The following is an 18,578-nucleotide window of genomic DNA, read 5'->3' on the forward strand; positions in this document are numbered from 1 at the left end:
CTATATTTGATCTCTAATATTGCGTACTAAATCATTAATCGGAGATCCAGCATGAAAGCCATCCAACTTCACGCGCCCGCATCGCTTGATAATCTTACATTTGTTGATCTCCCCGATCCTGCGGCCCCCGGTCCGGGTGAAATTGCGGTTCGGCTGCGTGCATCGTCGCTTAACTATCATGACTATGCCGTGGTCACGGGCATGATTCCGACAGCCGAGAATCGTATTCCGATGTCTGATGGTGCGGGCGAAGTGACGGCGGTTGGTGAGGGCGTGACAGAATTTAAAGTCGGAGACACGGTTGTCTCGACCTTCTTCCCCGACTGGCTTGAAGGCGGGCCACCAGAGAGCGGCTTTCAGCGAGTGCCCGGCGACGGAATTGACGGCTATGCCTGTGAACAGGCGGTCGGAGAGACGTCTTTCTGGACCCGTGCGCCCAAGGGATATAGCGCAGCAGAGGCGGCGACGCTGACCTGCGCGGGCCTTACCGCCTGGCGCGCGCTGTTTGTTGATGGCTGCGTGAAGCCTGGTGATACCGTGCTGGTGCAGGGGACTGGCGGCGTGTCGATATTTGCCCTGCAATTTGCCAAGGCGGCTGGGGCGAAGGTCATTGCGACATCATCTTCGGATGAAAAACTGGCCCGGCTCAAGGATTTGGGCGCGGACCATCTGATCAATTATAAAGAGGTTGAAGCCTGGGGACCGAAAGTGTTGGAACTCACCGGCGGGACCGGTGTCGATTGCGTCGTTGAAATTGGCGGACCCGGAACACTCGACCAATCAATGATGGCCACGCGCATTGGCGGTCATATTGCGCTGATCGGTGTGCTGACCGGTTTTGCCGGACCAGTACAGACCGGACTGCTAATGGGCAAAAACCTGCGGGTGCAGGGCCTGACCGTTGGCAGCCGCGCGCATCAACTCGACATGATCGCGGCCATTGAGGTCAATGGTATCAAACCGGTTCTCGACAAGCATTTCCCGCTCTCTGATTTGGCCGATGCATTCCGGCATCAGGAATCGGGCGCGCATTTCGGAAAGATCATTGTGGATATCTGATGATACGCTTCGCTACCCAGGCTGATTGCGGTGCAGTTGTGGCGATTTGGCAAGTTTGCGGCCTTACGCGTCCGTGGAATGATGCCACTGCTGATTTCAGGCGCGCCGTCGGTGGAACAGCCTCTGAGATCCTGTGCTTTGAACAGGAAGGAAAGTTGAGCGGAACGGTCATGGTGGGGGATGATGGTCATCGCGGATGGGTCTATTATCTCGGCATTTTGCCGGAAAGCCGCCGACAAGGATTGGGGCGGATGATGATGGAAGCCGCAGAAAAATGGCTCCGGGAACGCGATGCACCGAAAATCCAGTTGATGGTACGCGATGATAATCGACAGGCTATCGAATTCTACGAGGCGATAGGCTATGAAGTGCAGCCTGTCATCACGATCGGCAAGAGACTGGATTAAGAACCAAATTACCCTGGTTTTACGGGGGCAAAAGGACCCAATTCCAATCAGCATGAATCGATTGCCTCTTGCGCAAAATATAAAGCGGGCTAAGTCCGTTGCAGAGCCGCATCTATGAGCGAAAAAATGCTCGGTGCAGACAATTAACAGGACCAGATTCATGAGTAACGAAACGAAAATGTATGGCATTTCCAATTGCGACACGATCAAGAAAGCGCGCAACTGGATGGAGAAAAACGGCATTAATTACGTTTTCCATGACTATAAGAAATCCGGCATTACCAAGGACAAGCTGGAAGAGTGGGTGATGCAGGTTGGCTGGGAGCCTTTGTTAAACAAGCGCGGTACGACTTTCAAAAAACTGCCGGATATGGTGAAGGAAAATGTCAGCGAAGATACCGCGATCATGCTGATGCAGGAAAATCCGAGCATGATTAAACGCCCTGTGCTGGAGCATGGGGATGAACTGGTCGTCGGGTTCAAGGCCGCAGATTATGAAGCGGCCGGGCTTACCGCGCGTAACGGATAGATAGCGGGCGGCTAGGGAAGGGATGTGATGCAGCGGTTTTTCCTGATCCTGTTTCTTGTGACGGGAACAACCGCCTGCAACATGCAATCCCGCGCTAATGATGGACCAGTAAAGCCGATGCCGACATTGACCGGAGAACCGCCCATCGTGATCGCGCACCGCGGCGCGAGCGGTAATGTTATCGAACATACGCTGGAAGCCTATCAGCGGGGGATTGATCTGGGCGCTGATTTTATCGAACCCGATCTGGTGCTGACAAAAGATGGCGTTCTGGTCGCTCGCCATGAGAATGAGATCAGCGAGACGACAAATGTCGCCGACAAGCCGGAATTTGCGGACCGCAAAACGACCAAGTCCATTGACGGGACCGACTATAGCGGCTGGTTTACCGAGGATTTCACGCTTGCCGAGTTAAAAACCCTGCGCGCCAAAGAACGGCTGCCGGAGTTGCGGGCGGCGAATACCGGCCATGACGGGCAGTTTGAGATTCCGACCTTTGAAGAAGTGTTGCAACTCATCAAGGCGCATGAGGAAAAGACTGGTAAGCGCGTGGGCGTGTATCCCGAAACCAAGCACCCCTCCTATTTCGCGTCAATCGGTCTGCCACATGAAAAACCGATGCTGGAACTGCTTGGAAAATATGGGTTTAGCGGCGCTGACGATCCGGTGTTTATCCAGTCATTCGAAGTCGGCAATTTGCGCGCGATCGACAAGATAACCGATATCCGGCTGGTGCAGCTTGTTTCCGAACGCGGCGGGCCAGCGGACATGCCGGACCTTGACTATGCGGATATGCTGACAGCGGACGGGCTGGCAGAAATCGCAAGCTATGCAGATGGCATCGGACCGGCCAAGGATCTGGTCATCGCGCGCTCGCTCCTAGGCTATCTGGGCGAGCCAACCGGCTTGGTCGCTGCGGCGCATCGGGCGGGACTGGTGGTGCATCCCTGGACATTCCGGGCGGAAAATGCCTTTCTGCCAAAGGATTTTCAAAGCGATGGTTCAGACTCTACCGTGGGAGATATGAAGGCGGAGATAGAGGCCTTTCTGGCGACGGGAATTGACGGTTTTTTCAGCGATAATCCGCGCGAAGCCGTTTCCGCAGCCAGGCAATGAAGCGGCGAGTTTGCTCCAGCCAATAAATATTTGATTTTGCGTCTGGAAAATGGTGATTTCATGTTAGTCTGGTTTTAATGTTACATGGAGGCTATTAGAATATCTATGTCCACGACTTACACACTCGATACGTCAACAAGCCGTGCCAACCCGACGCCGCAGCCGATGAAGCGGCTCTCGGTCCCCAAAATCCAGCGCCGCAAGGTCGATGGCGTGACGGCAGAGCCCGTGGTGATGCTGACAGCCTATACCGCGCGGATGGCGCAGTTGCTGGACGCGCACTGCGATATGCTGCTCGTTGGTGATTCCCTTGCCCAGGTGATTTATGGCTTGCCGTCCACAATCCCGGTGACTGTGGAAATGATGTGCAATCACGGCGCGGCGGTTGTGCGGGGCAGCTATCACAGCGTCGTGGTTATCGACATGCCGTTCGGTTCTTACGAAGCATCTCCGCAACAAGCCTATGAAAACGCAGCCCGCATCCTGAAGGAAACCGGCGCTGCGGCTGTAAAGCTGGAGGGTGGCGAAGTGATGGCGGAGACCGTCCGTTTTCTGGTTGATCGCGGTATTCCGGTGGTCGGCCATGTCGGTTTGACGCCTCAGGCTATCAATGTGCTTGGCGGCTATGCTGCCCGCGGGCGCAGTGATGCCGAGGCGAAAAAGATTGTCGGCGATGCGGTCGCTCTCGATCAGGCAGGGGCGTTTGCGATTGTGCTGGAAGGTGTTCTGGAACCGATTGCGATAGAGGCCACCGAAAAAGTAGGGGCGGTTACCATTGGAATCGGCGCTTCTGCCAAGTGCGATGGCCAGGTATTGGTGGTGGATGATATGCTTGGCATGTTTGATCGCACGGCGCGTTTCGTGAAGCGCTATCATAATATTTCCGAAAATATCGAACAAGCCGCGGCCGACTATGCCCATGAAGTCCGCAGCCGGAGTTTTCCGGGGCCTGACCAGCTTTATCAACCCAAAGATTGATCCCGACAGCCTGTAATCACCATCCGTTGTTCAGCATCTGGAAATGGACGATATACTTGGACATTTCATACATCATCGGTAAAGACACGCGATGTATTTTCGGGAATTGAATGAATGTTCCCCAGCAAGTTGCAATATTGAAGGAAGCCCAGTTGGCCAAAGACGATAAAAAAGCACCGGAACCACAGGGGGATCGCTCAGAACAAGTGTTCATGCAGGAGGTCGATGCCGCTGTTCGTGAGGATGATCTCAAGAACTTCGGCTATCGCTATGGTATCTGGATCGGTCTGGGCCTTGTTGTCGCTCTGGCGGCGCTTGCCGGCTGGATATTCTATAATAACAACCTGCAAGAAGAATCCGGAGTGCGAAGCGAGGAATATGTTGCCGCAATCGACAGCATGAAGCGCAATAATCTGGACGGCGCTGCAAGTGCGTTGAAACAGCTCGAAAATGCGGATCAGATAGGCTATCGGGCTTCGGCCAGAATGATGCAGGCCAATATCGCGCTGGAAAAGCAGGACCTGAAAGCTGCCATTGCCGGATATAAAACGATTGTGGCGGATAAATCCTTGCCGCAACCTTTTCGCGATCTGGCGCTTGTCCGGCAAACCACCGCTGAATTTGATACATTGAAGCCCCAGGAAATTATTGACCGGCTGAAACCGCTGGCTGTTCCTGGCAATCCGTGGTTTGGCAGCGCCGGAGAAATGGTTGCGCTGTCATATCTGAATATGGAGAAAGCGGACCTGGCGGGACCTTTGTTTGCGCAGCTTGCAAAGGATGATGGCGTTCCGCCTACGATCCGGTCACGTGCTTTGCAGATGGCCGGAATTCAGGGGATTGATGCTGTCGAATCCGATCTGGACGAAGAAAATAATCCCGCGGCGGAAGAAGCAGATACAGCGGCGAGTGAGGGAGAAGCAAACTAATGATTTCGGCTAAAAACAAACGTGTTGCAAAGATTGGCGCTGGATTACTGGCTGTTTCCCTCATGTCCGGTTGCGCTATTCTGGGCGGTAAAGACGATAAAAAAAGCACTCCGACATTGGGTGAGCGTACGAGCATCCTTGGTGCGGAAACCGGTGCAGAAGTTGATCCGGCGCTGGCCGGTATTTCGGTTATCGTTCCCGCGCCGCGCGCAAATGCGGATTGGGCGCAGCCGGGCGGCAATGCCAGCAAGTCCATGGGCCATCTGGCACTGGGCTCTGCATCGACCCGTGTGTGGACAGCGGATATTAGCGGCACGACCAAGCGCGCCCGGCTGGCTGCTGCGCCTGTCGTCGCAGATGGACGCCTTTATGTGATTGATACTCAGGCAGAGGTTCATGCTTTTGATGCAAAAACCGGTGCCAAAATCTGGTCCGTGAAAATTGGAGTGCAGGATGATGCCAGCTCCTCGCGGTTTGGCGGCGGTGTCAGCGTTGACGGAACAAAGCTTTATGCCACCACTGGTGTTGGCGATGTTGTAGCCTTGAATGCGGCCGATGGCAGCCAATTGTGGAAAGTACGTCCGGCTGGCCCGATGCGCGGTTCGCCAACGCTTTCCAACGGCAATGTCTATGTGATGACGCAGGACAACCAGATTTACGCGCTCAGTCAGGCTGATGGTTCCGTACAGTGGAACGAGGCGGGCACAGTCGGTCTGGCCGGTATCTTTGGGGTAGCGGCTCCATCGGCGGCGCAGGGTACGGTAATCGCGGGCTATTCGTCCGGCGAACTGACGGCCTATCGTTATGAAAATGGCCGCAATTTGTGGAGCGACGCACTGGCGCGGACCAGTATCTCGGTTTCTGTTGCTACCTTGTCAGATATTGATGCGGACCCGGTTATTGACCGCGGCCGTGTCTTCTCGCTGGGGAAAGGTGGCCGGATGGCGGCCTATGAGCTGGTTACAGGACAGCGCCTCTGGGAGCTTAACATTGCCGGTATTTCCACCCCTGTTGTTTCCGGGGAATGGGTATTTGTGCTGACCGATGATTCGAAGCTGCTTTGTATTGCACGTCCGTCTGGTAAAGTGCGGTGGATCAGCCAGTTGGCCACTTTCGAAAACGAGAAAAAGAAAAAGAACCCCATTAGCTGGACCGGCCCGGTCTTGGCAGGCAATCGCCTGATCGCCGCTAGCACTACGGGTGAGGTTGTTTCCATTTCGTTGGAAGAAGGAAACAGCACGACCCTGATTGATTTGAAAGAAGGCGTATCCCTGCCGCCGATCGTGGCAGACGGTATGCTCTATATACTGGACGATAGCGGTCGCATTTCTGCGTTCCGATAAGTCATAGATAAGGAACGGGAACAGCCACATGCTGCCCAATATTGCAATTATCGGGCGCCCGAATGTTGGTAAGTCCACGCTTTTCAATCGGCTGGTTGGCAAAAAGCTTGCCCTGGTCGATGACCGCCCCGGCGTTACGCGCGACCGGCGGGAAGGTCCGGCTGATCTGTTGGGGCTTAAGTTCAACATTATCGATACAGCCGGCTATGAAGAAGAAGACGCCAAAAGCCTTCCCGGACGGATGCGGAAGCAGACGGAAATGGCTGTTTCCGGAGCCGAAGTGGCTTTGTTTGTCATTGATGGCCGCGCTGGCCTGACACCGCTTGATGAAGAAATCGCCCGCTGGTTGCGGGGGTCCAAAACGCCTGTGATATTGCTGGTCAACAAGGCAGAAGGCAGGTCTGCGGAGTCCGGCATATATGAAAGCTATGCGCTTGGCTTTGGTGAGCCTATTCCGATCAGTGCGGAGCATGGTGACGGTATCGCGGACCTGTTTCAGGCGATCCGCCCCTATGTGGAGGCTTTTGAAGCGGAAGCTCAGGATGAGCCGCAGGATGAAAGCGCACCGCTGAAACTGGCGATTGTCGGGCGGCCCAATGCGGGCAAATCCACGCTGATAAACAAGATGCTGAACGAGGACCGCCTGATTACCGGTCCGGAAGCCGGGATTACCCGTGACAGCATCGCGGTCGAATGGGTTTGGCATGATGATGCGCTGAGCGAGGAAGACAAGCTGGATGGTATCAGCCCGGACCGCAAGGTGCGGCTGATCGACACGGCCGGTATGCGTAAGCGGTCCAAAGTGGACGACAAGCTGGAAAAAATGTCCGTTGCCGATGCCAAGCGGGCGGTCGATTTTGCCGAGGTCGTGGTGCTTCTGCTCGACGCGACCAAGGGACTTGAGGCCCAGGATCTGAGGATTGCCGATAAAGTCATTCAAGAGGGCCGCTGCCTGATTATCGCGATTAACAAATGGGATGTGGCGGAAGGGCCAAGCGGACTGTTCAACGGCATTCGTGCCGCGCTGGACGATGGCTTGGCACAGGTGCGTGATGTGCCTTTGATCACGGTTTCTGCCTTCACCGGCAAGGGGATAGAGCAGTTGATGCGCGCGGCGTTCAAGACGCGGCGGATATGGTCACAGCGCGTTGCTACCGGCAAGCTGAACCGCTGGTTTGAAGATGCGATTGAAGCAAATCCACCACCGGCACCGGGCGGCAAGCGGATCAAGCTGCGTTATATTACGCAGGCCAAGACCAGACCGCCATCCTTTGTGATATTCGGAACCCGTGTCGATGACCTGCCCGAAAGCTATCATCGCTACCTGATTAACGGTATCCGCCGTGAACTTGGTTTTGGCGGGGTGCCGGTAAGGCTGATCATACGTTCGCCGAAAAATCCCTATTATGACAAGGCCTCCTGAAGTCAGGGACGCCTTTATTACGGTCATCAGAACGCAGGATTCGCGGCCCAAATATTTTAGGGCAGGGTAACCAAGCCTTTACAGTTTTCGTTATATTCTGCGGGCTATGAAAATTCACCCAGCGGCTGTCCATTCCGATGCAATATAATCCTGATCTGGTTGACCAGGCAGTCTTTGGTGAAACACGGTCTGCATTAGGGGCGGATTTGGTCCGTATTTTGGGTTATTTCCGCGAGGATGGAACGCAGTCGGTATGCGCTATCGAAACGGCTATGCGGGCGAATGATGCTGCCGCGATGATTATGCCGGCCCATAAATTAAAAGGCGAATCCCTGCAATTTGGTGCCATGCGGCTGGCCGCTTTGGCGGAACAGATCGAGATGACGGCGCGCAAATGTGTGGAACATCAACAGACACCCGATGAGCTCGTGGCGCAGGTGGCTGGATTACGGACATTGTTTGAGGAAACCCTGCCGATACTGGAACATGATTCCAGCCCGGTTGTGCGGCGTCAATCCGTGGGGCAGCCCACACAGATCAAGCGCCGCGCAACCCTATTGGGCGGTCATTTCGGTAACGGTTAAGTCGTTTATTCGGCTGATTCCGACTGAAGCTGGATATAATTTTCGATACCCATGCGCTCAATCATATCAAATTGTTTTTCCAGCGTATCGACATGATCCTCTTCGCTTTGAAGAATGTCAGCAAGCAAATCACGGGACACATAGTCGCGGATTTTTTCGCAATATTCGATAGCGTCTTTCAGCATGGGTAACGCTTCATGCTCCAGTTCCAGATCGGCTTTCAGGATTTCTTCGACAGTCTCGCCGATTTTGATCCGGCCGAGCAACTGGAAATTGGGCAAACCGTCGAGGAACAAAATCCGCTCGGCCAGCTTGTCGGCATGCTTCATCTCGTCAATTGATTCTTCATATTCAAATTTGGCGAGTTTGCTGACACCCCAATTGTCGAGCATCTTGTAGTGGAGAAAATATTGATTGATCGCGGTGAGTTCGTTTTTCAGCGCTTCATTCAAAAAATCGATAACTTTGGCATCACCCTTCATGGGACAATCCTTTTTATGGGGAACAAGATGCCTGTGGTTATACACGAACAAAGCCCTGCAGGAAAGGGCTTGCCTGGAAAAACCTAGTTATTTCAATGAGTTTTTAACGATAATACTAAGCGGTCGCAACTTCGCTTTCGATAATGGTTCGCGCGAAAGACAGGCACTGGCCACATTTTGGTTTGCGTCCCAGCTGGGCATAGACCTGAGACGGTTTCTCACATCCGTCACGAACCGCGGCTCGCAGGTCTTTTTCTTTAATCGCGTTGCAAACACAAACTACCATATGTGTTCCTCCTGCGACTCGTATATATCTATTGCGAATAGATCGCAATATCAAAAAATCACAGTGATTGAGATTTCTTATCAACTAGCATCGCCTGCCACTTTCCCCGCGCCAAGGAACGCCACAGCCATTCCAGCGGCCCGTAACGGAAACGAATCAGCCACGGCTTTGACCAGAACAGCATGATGGCCCATGAAACCAGCACCAATAATATCATCCCGGCCCGCCCGATTGTGCCGAATAAGCCAAGGCCCCACCCATAGAAAATAAAGGTCATGAAGATAGTGCTGCCAAGATAATTGGAAAACGCCGCGCGCCCCGCCGCCGCAACTCTCTGGATCAGCGGGTGCGTTCTAAAGCGCTGGATTAACAGGATGAGCAAGGCGACATAACCCATTGTCATTACCAGACGGGGCAGGGTGCTCCACCCCTGCGTAATATTCATCATCAACACGATCTCGAACCCCTGATCCACTGCCAGCCAGGTCATCGCGGCGAAGCACAGGGCGCCGATCAATGTTCCCCAGATGCCGATCTGGACATAGATCTGCCGGTCGGCATGGCCGGTGAGGAACCCGGATTTATACAGCCCCATGCCCAGCATCATCAGCGGAATAGTCTCGTAAGGAGCAAGCCACAGGCCGCGAAAGGGTAACGATAGCTGGTTGGTCAGCTTGTCCGTCAGGATCTCGATAAACGACCCCCGGTATGTAGCCGTTTCTTCGGCAAGGCTTTGGGGAGAGATACCAAGGTCGCGGATCATCATCGTGTATCTGGCCACTATATCGGGTGCCGCGCCCGGCTGCGCCGCTGCGTTTTGCAAGGATAGCATCCCCGCCGAACCGATTATCATCAGCACGGATGCGCTCAGATAAGCGATGACACCGGCTTTGACCAATGCCTCGCCCGACCAGCCGCGAAAGAGATAGATGACCGCGCCCGACACGGCATAGAGAAATAATATATCCCCCCACCACAACAGGTAAAAGTGGAGCAGGCCGAATATCGCCAGCCAGAACAAGCGTGCATAGTGGACCAGCGCGGGCCGATCCCCGGTGATCTCTGCGCGTTCGATAATCAGCATCATGCTGGCCCCGAACAATAGCGAAAAAATCGCCCGCATTTTTCCGTCAAAGAAGATGAATGACACGGCCCATGCCGCGATATCCGACGGGCTGCCGACCGTGCCGATGGCCGGGCTGGCAAAAGCCATTTCCGGCAAGCCAAAGGCTACGACATTGACCCATAATATTCCCATGACCGCAAATCCGCGCAGGGCATCAAGCGTGATATGGCGGGATTGTGTCGTGGTCATTCAATGATGCTCATCGGGCGCTATAGGGCAGGGGAGTCTTTCCCCTATGCATAGGCACTGGCGGATATTCAGGAAAGAAAATAGCTATTATTGACATAAGTGTTAATAATAGCTATGCAGAACCATCAGTAACAGTTAAAGTGATTCTTTAATGGCGACTATACCCCCTATAACAGCTCCGGCAGCCATGCCTCTCCAGAATAAAAATTTCAAAGCGCCCAGATTCCGGCCGATCAAGGCTTTTCGCCATTTCCGCAACCTGATCGCTGATAAGGAAGATACAGCCGAAGTCTTCTACATCATCGAAGCGCTGTCGGGCAAATCCCTGCTCCGCAACACCAAAGAATTTTTGAAAAGCCCGCATGCTCAAGAGTTGATGGAGCGTAATGTCAATCTGGCGGAGATGCTGGATAATCATGACAAATTGCGTGAGCTTCCCTCAGACAGTCTGGGACAGGCCTATGTCCGTTTCATGGAAAAAGAAGGTCTGACCGCTGCCGGGCTGATAGCCGAGTATGAACGCTTTGGCTCGGATCATAAAAAGCGCAATGACGTGATCGAATGGTTCGGAAACCGGATGCGGGATACACATGACCTGCTCCACGTCCTGACCGGCTATGGCCGTGATGCGCTGGGCGAACAATGCGTTCTGGCCTTCACCTATAGTCAGAACCCCAATCTGGGCGTTCTGTTCATCGCTTATGCCGGGGCGCTGGAAGTGAAGAAACAGGCGCCGTCGGCTGCGCCGGTTCTGCGCGCGGTCCGCGAAGGGCAGAAATTGGGTAAGGCAGCGAAAAGGCTGGCGTATTACGATATCGAGAAATTACTCGCCATGCCCATAGACGAAGCACGCGCATTTCTGAATATCGGCAAGCCCGTATATTATCAGCAGGCGCATCAGACCTATGTGGCACAGGGGATCGACCCCTATAATCTGCTCGGCCAGCCTGCCTGATCTAACCAGACTACCGCAAACCCAACACCGTCATTCCCGCCTGCGCGGAAATGACGAAGTGGTTTATTACCTGAAGTGGCTCAGGACTCCATCCAGTCGCGGAAGAAGCTGTCGCTGGCTTCGCGCAGGTCGCTGATCGCTACCGCACGGCCCTGAATATCCAGTTTATCGCCGCCCGTCGTTCCAATGCGCCACATGGGGATGCCCGCGGCCTGAATCTGGTCGGCATTCTTACTGGTCACGACATAGCGCGCCTGGTCTTCGCCAAAGGCTGTCATATGGTCGCCCAGTTCTTCGAGTGACGCGCCGATATTTCCGGCCAAGGCCATCTCCGCAATCGCGACCAGCAAGCCGCCGTCCGAAATATCGTGAACAGCAGTGACTTTGCCGTCGCGGATCAGCTGGCGCACGAAATCGCCATGTGTTTTTTCCAGATCAAGATTAACCTCAGGGGCGTTTCCGTCTTCAAGGCCATGAATCTCGCGCAGCCATGTTGATTGGCCCAGATGCCCGTTATTCTGGCCAATGACAAAGATCGCTTCGCCTTCTTCCTTGAAGCCGATGGTCATCATCTTGTCGAGATCGTCGAGCAAGCCTACCGCGCCAATGGCGGGGGTTGGCAAGATCGCATGGCTCACGCCATCCGCGCCGGTGGTTTCATTATACAGGCTGACGTTACCGGACACGATGGGCATGTCGAGCGCCGTGCAGGCTTCTGCCATGCCTTCGATACAGCCGACAAATTGCGCCATGATATGCGGTTTTTGCGGGTTGCCGAAGTTCATGCAATCGGTGGTCGCCAGCGGTTTTGCGCCAACCGCGGTCAGGTTGCGATAGGATTCGGCAATCGCCTGTTTGCCGCCTTCGACCGGGTCGGCCTTGCAATAGCGCGGCGTGCAATCGGTGGTGATCGCCAGTCCTTTATTGGTGCCGTGAACGCGTACAACAGCGGCGTCTCCGCCAGAGCGCTGAGCGGTGTTCGCGCCGACCTGGCTGTCATATTGCTCCCAGATCCAGCGGCGGGAGGCAAGGGCAGGGCTTGCCATCATTTTCAGCAAATCCGCGCCCAGATCACTGCTCGCCGGAATATTGTCCAGCGGCTTGATCGCGACATGCGCTTTATATTCTTCCTGGGTCAGGTGCGGCCGGTCATAAAGCGGCGCATCGTCGGCAAGCGGTCCCAGCGGAATATCGCAAACCGTCTCGCCCTTGTGGGTCAGCACCATGCGGCGGGTGTCCGTCACTTCACCGATAACGGCAAAGTCCAGTTCCCACTTGGTAAAGATCGCCTCGGCCATTTCCTCACGGCCCGGTTTCAGGACCATCAACATGCGTTCCTGGCTTTCGGACAGCATCATTTCATAAGCGGTCATGCCCGTCTCGCGGCACGGAACCTTGTCCATGTCGAGGATGATGCCAACTTCGCCATTGGTCGCCATTTCGACGCTGGAGCTGGTGAGGCCCGCCGCGCCCATGTCCTGAATCGCGACAATCGCATCGCTGGCCATCAGTTCAAGGCACGCCTCGATCAACAGTTTTTCGGTAAACGGATCGCCAACCTGAACGGTGGGGCGCTTTTCATCGCTGTCGTCGTCAAACTCGGCGCTGGCCATCGTTGCGCCGTGGATGCCGTCGCGGCCGGTTTTGGACCCGACATAGACAATCGGGTTGCCGACACCGCTGGCGGCGGAATAGAAAATCTTGTCCGCATCCGCGACGCCCACGGTCATCGCGTTGACAATGATATTGCCGTCATAGGCGGGGTGAAAGTTCGTCTCTCCGCCGACAGTGGGAACGCCGACGCAGTTGCCATAGCCGCCAATGCCAGCAACAACGCCTTTGACAAGATGTTTCATCTTGGGATGCTCTGGGCGGCCAAAGCGCAAGGCGTTAAGATTCGCCACCGGCCGCGCGCCCATCGTGAACACGTCGCGCAAAATGCCGCCGACCCCGGTCGCAGCCCCCTGATAAGGTTCGATATAGGACGGGTGGTTGTGGCTCTCCATCTTGAAAATCGCGGCTTGTCCGTCGCCAATGTCGATCACGCCAGCATTCTCACCGGGGCCGCAAATAACCTGCGGGCCGGTTGTTGGCAGCTTTTTCAGATGCAGGCGGCTGGATTTATAAGAGCAATGTTCCGACCACATGACCGAGAATATACCCAGTTCGGTGATATTCGGTTCCCGGCCAAGGGCGTTCAGGATGCGCTGATATTCTTCTTCGTTGAGGCCATGTTCGGCGACAATTTCAGGGGTGATTTTTTCAGCGGTGCGAGAGGATGTCTGTGTCATGGGAACCCTTTAGCGAGCCGCTCCGATTCCGCCTAGTGTGAATTATCAGTTTTGCCCTGCATTATTGTAAATCGGCCTATATTAAAAAGCTGTCCTACAGTGCGGCACCCATGATACGCATGGCCCGGCTCTTTCTCAGCACGAATATTCACCCGCAGATCAAATGTTGGAAAATCCTGCCCAAAAAACAGAAATCGGCGGAAAATAGTGGTTCCTTGGTGTGAAGTTAGTGAAGTTTGGACGTCATATTCAAAAAAAACAGGCCATGCTGCACAAGCAGCCGCGCCCGGCATGGATATGTGTAATGGATATATGGCCCGGATCGATAATATAGTAGCAATTTCATTGCATTACAGAATAGACCCAGAATAGACTGACATAATTTTTACTGAACCGATAAGGATATGACATATGGGTAAGACCATTGAACTTGTTTTCGATTTTGTAAGCCCGAATGCCTATCTGATCTGGTATCCGCTAAAAGCAGTGGCAGAAAAGCATGGCGCGACTATCGAGGTGATACCTGTATTACTGGGCGGGATACTAAAGCTGACGGGAAATGCCCCGCCGTTCATTCGTGATGCCGAAGTCAAGGGCAAGAACGCCTATGCGATGCTGGAGATGAAGCGCTTTATCGCCAAGCATGGCCTGACCAAATGGCAGATGAACCCGCATTTTCCGTTTAACAGTGTCACCTTGCAGCGGATGCTGGTTGCGCTTGAGCCGGAGAGGCGCATCGCGCTGATCGAGGCGATGCTGCCTGTTATATGGGAAGAGGCACTGGATGTTACGGATAACGAAGCGGTTAGCAAAGCTATTGAAGAGGGTGGTTTTGATGCACAGGAACTGTTCACCAAAGCACAGGATCCCGTTGTGAAACAGACGCTGTTAGACAATGTGGAGGCACAAATCGGTCGCGGCGCTTTTGGTGTGCCAACCATATATATTGATGGCGAGATGTTCTTTGGCAAAGAACGGCTCGGTCAGATTGAGGAAGAGCTTTCCGCTTAAAGTTGACCTTTGTTACGAGTAGAAACCTATGGAATCCCCCTGCAATAGTATCTGTACGATAGATCGAAACAGCGGCTTTTGTGCCGGCTGTGGCCGTACGCTGGATGAAATTGCGAAATGGGGGGCCATGGGCACGGACCGGCGCAAAGAGATCATGGCTTTGCTTCCGGCAAGAATGAAGGCACTGGCAGCAGAGCCGAAAAGCTGATCTGCCCTGAACCGGCTGGCAAAAAGCCACATTGGGTCTTTTCACCTTGCCAATACTGATCAGATTTCCGCTTCCGAGGCCTTGACCCAAGGCCAAAGCCCCGTCATTGGAATTGCTATGAGCGATACGATCCAAAATGAAGCAGGCGACACCGCCAATCTGAACTTTGAAGACGCACTTCGGCGGCTGGAAGAAATTGTCAGAAAGCTGGAAAGCGGCGATGTGCCGCTGGACCAGTCAATCGCGCTCTATGAACAGGGCGAAAAACTGCGCGGATTGTGCCAGAAACGCCTGGAAGACGCGCAAGCAAAAATCGAGAAAATCACGCTAGGCCGCGATGGTAATGCTCAGGGCACTACTGCCTTTGACGCGGAATAAAGATGGCCACCATCCATAATCTGGATCTGCAACAGGAAATGGTCCGTGTTGCGGGTGCCATTGACAAGCAGTTTGATCTGTTACTGGCCGTGCCGGACGACGCGCGCGCAGAGCTTTATAAAACGATGCGTCACGCTGCCATTGGCGGCGGTAAAAGATTGCGGCCTTTATTGGTGTTAACGACGGCGCGATTGTTCAATGTCGACGAAAGCTGCAGCTTGCGTGCGGCGGCGGCAGTCGAAGCGATGCACGTTTATTCGCTGATCCACGATGACCTGCCGTGCATGGATGACGATGACACAAGGCGCGGCAAACCGACCGCGCACAAGGCATTTGGCGAGGCTCAAGCGGTGCTTGCCGGTGACGCGCTGCAAACGCTGGCTTTTGAATTGCTGTCGGACGAGGGCACGCATGCAGATCCGTTTGTCCGGGCCGAAATGGTCGCTTGTCTGGCCAAGGCTGCAGGCGCTTCGGGCATGGTTGGCGGTCAGATGATGGATATTGTTGCGGAAACAACGTCATTTGATTTGCCGACCGTATCCCGGTTACAGCAGCTTAAAACCGGCGCGTTGATAAGAGCCAGTGTTGAGATTGGCGCAATTTTGGGCCGGGTTCCGAATGAAGGGCGAAAGGGCCTTCGCGGCTATGCCCATGATCTTGGCCTCGCATTCCAGATTGCCGACGACATTCTGGATGTCGAAGGGAATGAAGATCTGGCCGGAAAAGCGCTGCAAAAGGATAAGGCGGCTGGAAAACAGACATTTTTGACCCTGATGGGGCTGGAGCGTGCGAGGGAACAGGCGCAAATTCTGGTCAATCAGGCAAAATCGCATTTGAAGGCTTATGGAGCGGAAGCAGATCTGCTACGGGCCATCGCGGAATATACGGTCCAGCGTAACCATTAGTCACGGTCTGGAATGGGAGAGAGAATATTATGAGAGTTGGCGTTTATCCAGGAACCTTTGACCCCATCACGCTGGGACATATGGACATCATAAAGCGCGGAACGCGGTTAGTGGACAAGCTGGTTATCGGTGTCACGACCAATCCTTCCAAATCGCCTATGTTTTCCCTGGAAGAACGATTAAACATGGTGCGCCGCGAAACCGCCGATATGGGCGATGCGGTGGAGGTCGTTGCCTTTAACGCACTGCTGATGAAATTTGCCCAGAAACAGGGCGCGAGCGTTATCGTCCGCGGATTGCGGGCTGTGGCCGACTTTGAATATGAATATCAAATGGCTGGAATGAACCAGCAACTGAATAGCCAGATTGAAACGGTGTTCCTGATGGCCGATGTTTCGTTGCAGCCCATTGCCTCTCGACTGGTGAAGGAAATCGCGGTTTATGGCGGTGAGATTCATAAGTTTGTTTCGCCAAAAGTCTGCGAAGAAGTGAACAAGCGGGTCGCAGAAACCGGTTTGAAGGGTGAGCAATAATCCCGGCGCAATATCGGTGACCGGGCAAGCAGTTCATTGCAGCGAAAGCAAAACTCGTCCAATAGGCCACAATATTGTAATCGGGCAAAGCCATGGTTACCACCCTATGACCAAAGAACAGGTGAGTAGTTAAACATGCTAAGCAAATTGATTGTTTCTTTCTTCGCGTTCGCCATGATTACCACCGGTGCAGCGGCGCAGGAACAAAGCCCGCTAGTCGAACCGGCTCCGGCATCGGTTCCTGCCGAAGAGAATATACTCCATCTGGATCTTTCAACCGGCGGCCGTGTCACGATACAGCTTTATCCTGCGATGGCCCCCAACCATGTCGAGCGTATCAAGACGCTGACACGCCAGGGTTTTTATGACGGGGTGATTTTCCACCGCGTTATTGACGGCTTCATGGCGCAAACGGGCGATCCTACCGGCACAGGAACGGGGGGATCGGAATTGCCGGACCTGAAGGCCGAGTTTAACGCGTTCCCGCATATGCGCGGTGTTGTTTCTATGGCCCGTGCAGCGGAAGAAGATAGCGCAAACAGCCAGTTTTTCATCGTTTTCTATCCGCGCTTTTCCCTGGATAAAAACTATACCGCTTTTGGCCGGGTTACAGCGGGCATGGAATATGTCGATGCTATAAACCGCGGCGAACCGCCCGCGATTCCAAGCCGGATTTTACAAGCCTCTATTGCAGCGGACGGCAAAGCCCCGCCGCCAGCGGGCTCTTTTGCTCCTGTGCCGGAAGCAGCTGAAAAAGAAATCTCGGTGGACGATCTGAACGCGCCGATCGAACCATAGGTTTTTTGTGCGCGTAGATCTTTTTGACTTTGCGCTGCCGCCGGAGAACATTGCCCTACGCCCCGCTGTGCCAAGGGACAGTGCGCGGCTGCTGAGCGTATCCGGAGCAGGACAGCTTTCCGATCATAGCGTCGGTGATTTGCCGCAGCTTTTGTCGAGCAAAGATATATTGGTGTTCAACGACACCAAGGTGATACCCGCCCAGTTGGAAGGGCGGCGCGGTGAAGCGAAAATTGGCGCGACCTTGCACAAGCGAGTCGATCTGCGCCGCTGGCAGGCATTTATCCGCAACGCCAAACGGCTGAAAATTGATGATGTCGTCGATTTTGGCGAAGATGTTCGGGCGCGTGCCGAAGAAAAATATGCCGATGGCAGTTTCCTGCTCCACTTCCTTGGTGATGAACCGGTTGAGGTCTTGCTCGCCCGCGCAGGCACCATGCCGCTTCCCCCCTATATCGCAAGCAAGCGCGAAATAGACGAGCGGGATGCGCAAGATTACCAGACGATGTTCGCGCGGGAAAAGGGCGCCGTCGCCGCGCCGACAGCCGCACTGCATTTTACCGATAAGTTGATGGCCGCGCTGGGCGATGCCGGGGTTGGTCAGGAAATATTGACCCTGCATGTGGGGGCAGGGACTTTTCTACCGGTAAAGGTAGATGAAACCGATGACCACCAGATGCACAGCGAATGGGGCAGGATAGAGCCTGCGGTGGCGGAGCGTTTGAATCAGGCGCGGCAAAATGGCGGCCGGGTGATTGCTGTCGGGACGACCAGCCTTCGCCTTCTCGAAAGCGCGACCGGGGAAGACAGGATCATCCAGCCGTTTGAAGGTGATACGGACATATTCATCACTCCCGGCTACCAATTTCGCGCCGTTGACGGATTGATGACCAATTTCCATTTGCCCAAATCGACTTTGTTCATGCTGGTCAGTGCGCTGATGGGGCTCGACGTGATGCAGAGCGCCTATGCCCATGCGATTGCCGAGGGATATCGGTTTTATAGCTATGGTGATTCCAGCCTGCTATTGCCCTGAAAACCCTCTTTT

Annotated in this window: 21 protein-coding genes; 17 read left to right on the forward strand and 4 right to left on the reverse strand. The window is 54.3% G+C overall.

Going from position 1 to position 18,578, the window contains the following annotated elements:
• Nucleotides 1-51 precede the first annotated feature (51 nt).
• The 9 genes from VIN76_RS05640 to VIN76_RS05680 all read left to right on the forward strand — a co-directional run bounded on the left by VIN76_RS05640 (nucleotide 52) and on the right by VIN76_RS05680 (nucleotide 8,368).
• Complete coding sequence (locus VIN76_RS05640) at nucleotides 52-1,059, forward strand: NAD(P)-dependent alcohol dehydrogenase (protein WP_332040841.1); 1,008 nt, start codon at nucleotides 52-54, stop codon at nucleotides 1,057-1,059.
• Nucleotides 1,059-1,466: a GNAT family acetyltransferase gene (locus VIN76_RS05645; RefSeq protein ID WP_332040842.1), complete on the forward strand. Its 408-nt coding sequence runs from the start codon at nucleotides 1,059-1,061 to the stop codon at nucleotides 1,464-1,466. The genes VIN76_RS05640 and VIN76_RS05645 overlap by 1 nt, the downstream gene beginning before the upstream one ends.
• A gap of 160 nt (nucleotides 1,467-1,626) precedes the next feature.
• A complete protein-coding gene (locus VIN76_RS05650) occupies nucleotides 1,627-1,995 on the forward strand; it encodes an ArsC family reductase (RefSeq protein WP_332040843.1) in 369 nt (122 codons plus the stop codon).
• An 81-nt stretch (nucleotides 1,996-2,076) separates the two neighbouring features.
• Entirely contained in the window at nucleotides 2,077-3,111 is a 1,035-nt protein-coding gene (locus VIN76_RS05655; protein ID WP_332040900.1) for a glycerophosphodiester phosphodiesterase, read from the forward strand.
• A gap of 105 nt (nucleotides 3,112-3,216) precedes the next feature.
• A complete protein-coding gene (panB, locus tag VIN76_RS05660) occupies nucleotides 3,217-4,089 on the forward strand; it encodes a 3-methyl-2-oxobutanoate hydroxymethyltransferase (protein WP_332040844.1) in 873 nt (290 codons plus the stop codon).
• A gap of 110 nt (nucleotides 4,090-4,199) precedes the next feature.
• Nucleotides 4,200-5,018: a tetratricopeptide repeat protein gene (locus tag VIN76_RS05665; RefSeq protein ID WP_332040845.1), complete on the forward strand. Its 819-nt coding sequence runs from the start codon at nucleotides 4,200-4,202 to the stop codon at nucleotides 5,016-5,018.
• Nucleotides 5,018-6,361, forward strand: a complete 1,344-nt coding sequence (locus VIN76_RS05670; protein ID WP_332040846.1) for a PQQ-like beta-propeller repeat protein — start codon at nucleotides 5,018-5,020, stop codon at nucleotides 6,359-6,361. The genes VIN76_RS05665 and VIN76_RS05670 overlap by 1 nt, the downstream gene beginning before the upstream one ends.
• 28 nt (nucleotides 6,362-6,389) lie before the next feature.
• Nucleotides 6,390-7,784: a ribosome biogenesis GTPase Der gene (gene der, locus VIN76_RS05675; RefSeq protein WP_332040847.1), complete on the forward strand. Its 1,395-nt coding sequence runs from the start codon at nucleotides 6,390-6,392 to the stop codon at nucleotides 7,782-7,784.
• 137 nt (nucleotides 7,785-7,921) lie between these two features.
• Nucleotides 7,922-8,368 carry an Hpt domain-containing protein gene (locus VIN76_RS05680; RefSeq protein ID WP_332040848.1) on the forward strand — a complete coding sequence of 149 codons (447 nt, stop codon included), beginning with the start codon at nucleotides 7,922-7,924 and terminating at the stop codon, nucleotides 8,366-8,368.
• Between the two features lie 5 nt (nucleotides 8,369-8,373).
• On the opposite strand, the gene bfr is transcribed toward VIN76_RS05680, so the two are convergent.
• The 3 genes from bfr to VIN76_RS05695 form a co-directional block, all read right to left on the reverse strand.
• Nucleotides 8,374-8,850: a bacterioferritin gene (gene bfr, locus VIN76_RS05685; RefSeq protein ID WP_332040849.1), complete on the reverse strand. Its 477-nt coding sequence runs from the start codon at nucleotides 8,848-8,850 to the stop codon at nucleotides 8,374-8,376.
• Nucleotides 8,851-8,965: 115 nt separating this feature from the next.
• Nucleotides 8,966-9,136, reverse strand: coding sequence for a (2Fe-2S)-binding protein (locus VIN76_RS05690; protein WP_332040850.1), 171 nt, complete (start codon nucleotides 9,134-9,136; stop codon nucleotides 8,966-8,968).
• Nucleotides 9,137-9,194: 58 nt separating this feature from the next.
• Complete coding sequence (locus VIN76_RS05695) at nucleotides 9,195-10,451, reverse strand: DUF418 domain-containing protein (protein ID WP_332040851.1); 1,257 nt, start codon at nucleotides 10,449-10,451, stop codon at nucleotides 9,195-9,197.
• A 151-nt stretch (nucleotides 10,452-10,602) separates the two neighbouring features.
• Between VIN76_RS05695 and VIN76_RS05700 the strand changes: the two genes are divergently transcribed.
• Nucleotides 10,603-11,406, forward strand: coding sequence for a Coq4 family protein (locus VIN76_RS05700; protein WP_332040852.1), 804 nt, complete (start codon nucleotides 10,603-10,605; stop codon nucleotides 11,404-11,406).
• A gap of 80 nt (nucleotides 11,407-11,486) precedes the next feature.
• Here the strand turns inward: VIN76_RS05700 and purL are convergent, their stop codons facing one another.
• Nucleotides 11,487-13,697: a phosphoribosylformylglycinamidine synthase subunit PurL gene (gene purL, locus VIN76_RS05705; protein ID WP_332040853.1), complete on the reverse strand. Its 2,211-nt coding sequence runs from the start codon at nucleotides 13,695-13,697 to the stop codon at nucleotides 11,487-11,489.
• A gap of 411 nt (nucleotides 13,698-14,108) precedes the next feature.
• Here purL and VIN76_RS05710 point away from each other — a divergent pair, with 411 nt between their 5' ends.
• The 7 genes from VIN76_RS05710 to queA all read left to right on the forward strand — a co-directional run bounded on the left by VIN76_RS05710 (nucleotide 14,109) and on the right by queA (nucleotide 18,566).
• On the forward strand, nucleotides 14,109-14,708 hold the full coding sequence (locus tag VIN76_RS05710; RefSeq protein WP_332040854.1) for a 2-hydroxychromene-2-carboxylate isomerase: 600 nt from the start codon (nucleotides 14,109-14,111) through the stop codon (nucleotides 14,706-14,708).
• A gap of 28 nt (nucleotides 14,709-14,736) precedes the next feature.
• Nucleotides 14,737-14,916, forward strand: coding sequence for a DUF1289 domain-containing protein (locus tag VIN76_RS05715; RefSeq protein ID WP_332040855.1), 180 nt, complete (start codon nucleotides 14,737-14,739; stop codon nucleotides 14,914-14,916).
• A 117-nt stretch (nucleotides 14,917-15,033) separates the two neighbouring features.
• Nucleotides 15,034-15,294, forward strand: a complete 261-nt coding sequence (locus VIN76_RS05720) for an exodeoxyribonuclease VII small subunit (protein WP_332040856.1) — start codon at nucleotides 15,034-15,036, stop codon at nucleotides 15,292-15,294.
• 2 nt (nucleotides 15,295-15,296) lie between these two features.
• Entirely contained in the window at nucleotides 15,297-16,199 is a 903-nt protein-coding gene (locus VIN76_RS05725) for a farnesyl diphosphate synthase (protein WP_332040857.1), read from the forward strand.
• A 29-nt stretch (nucleotides 16,200-16,228) separates the two neighbouring features.
• Nucleotides 16,229-16,732, forward strand: coding sequence for a pantetheine-phosphate adenylyltransferase (gene coaD / locus VIN76_RS05730; RefSeq protein WP_332040858.1), 504 nt, complete (start codon nucleotides 16,229-16,231; stop codon nucleotides 16,730-16,732).
• A gap of 135 nt (nucleotides 16,733-16,867) precedes the next feature.
• A complete protein-coding gene (locus VIN76_RS05735) occupies nucleotides 16,868-17,530 on the forward strand; it encodes a peptidylprolyl isomerase (protein WP_332040859.1) in 663 nt (220 codons plus the stop codon).
• A gap of 7 nt (nucleotides 17,531-17,537) precedes the next feature.
• The gene (gene queA, locus VIN76_RS05740) at nucleotides 17,538-18,566 is read left to right on the forward strand and encodes a tRNA preQ1(34) S-adenosylmethionine ribosyltransferase-isomerase QueA (protein ID WP_332040860.1); all 1,029 of its coding nucleotides are present in this window, start codon (nucleotides 17,538-17,540) and stop codon (nucleotides 18,564-18,566) included.
• Nucleotides 18,567-18,578 lie beyond the last annotated feature (12 nt).

Origin of the sequence: Parasphingorhabdus sp. (genome assembly GCF_036568145.1) — a bacterium.
Lineage (GTDB): Bacteria > Pseudomonadota > Alphaproteobacteria > Sphingomonadales > Sphingomonadaceae > Parasphingorhabdus.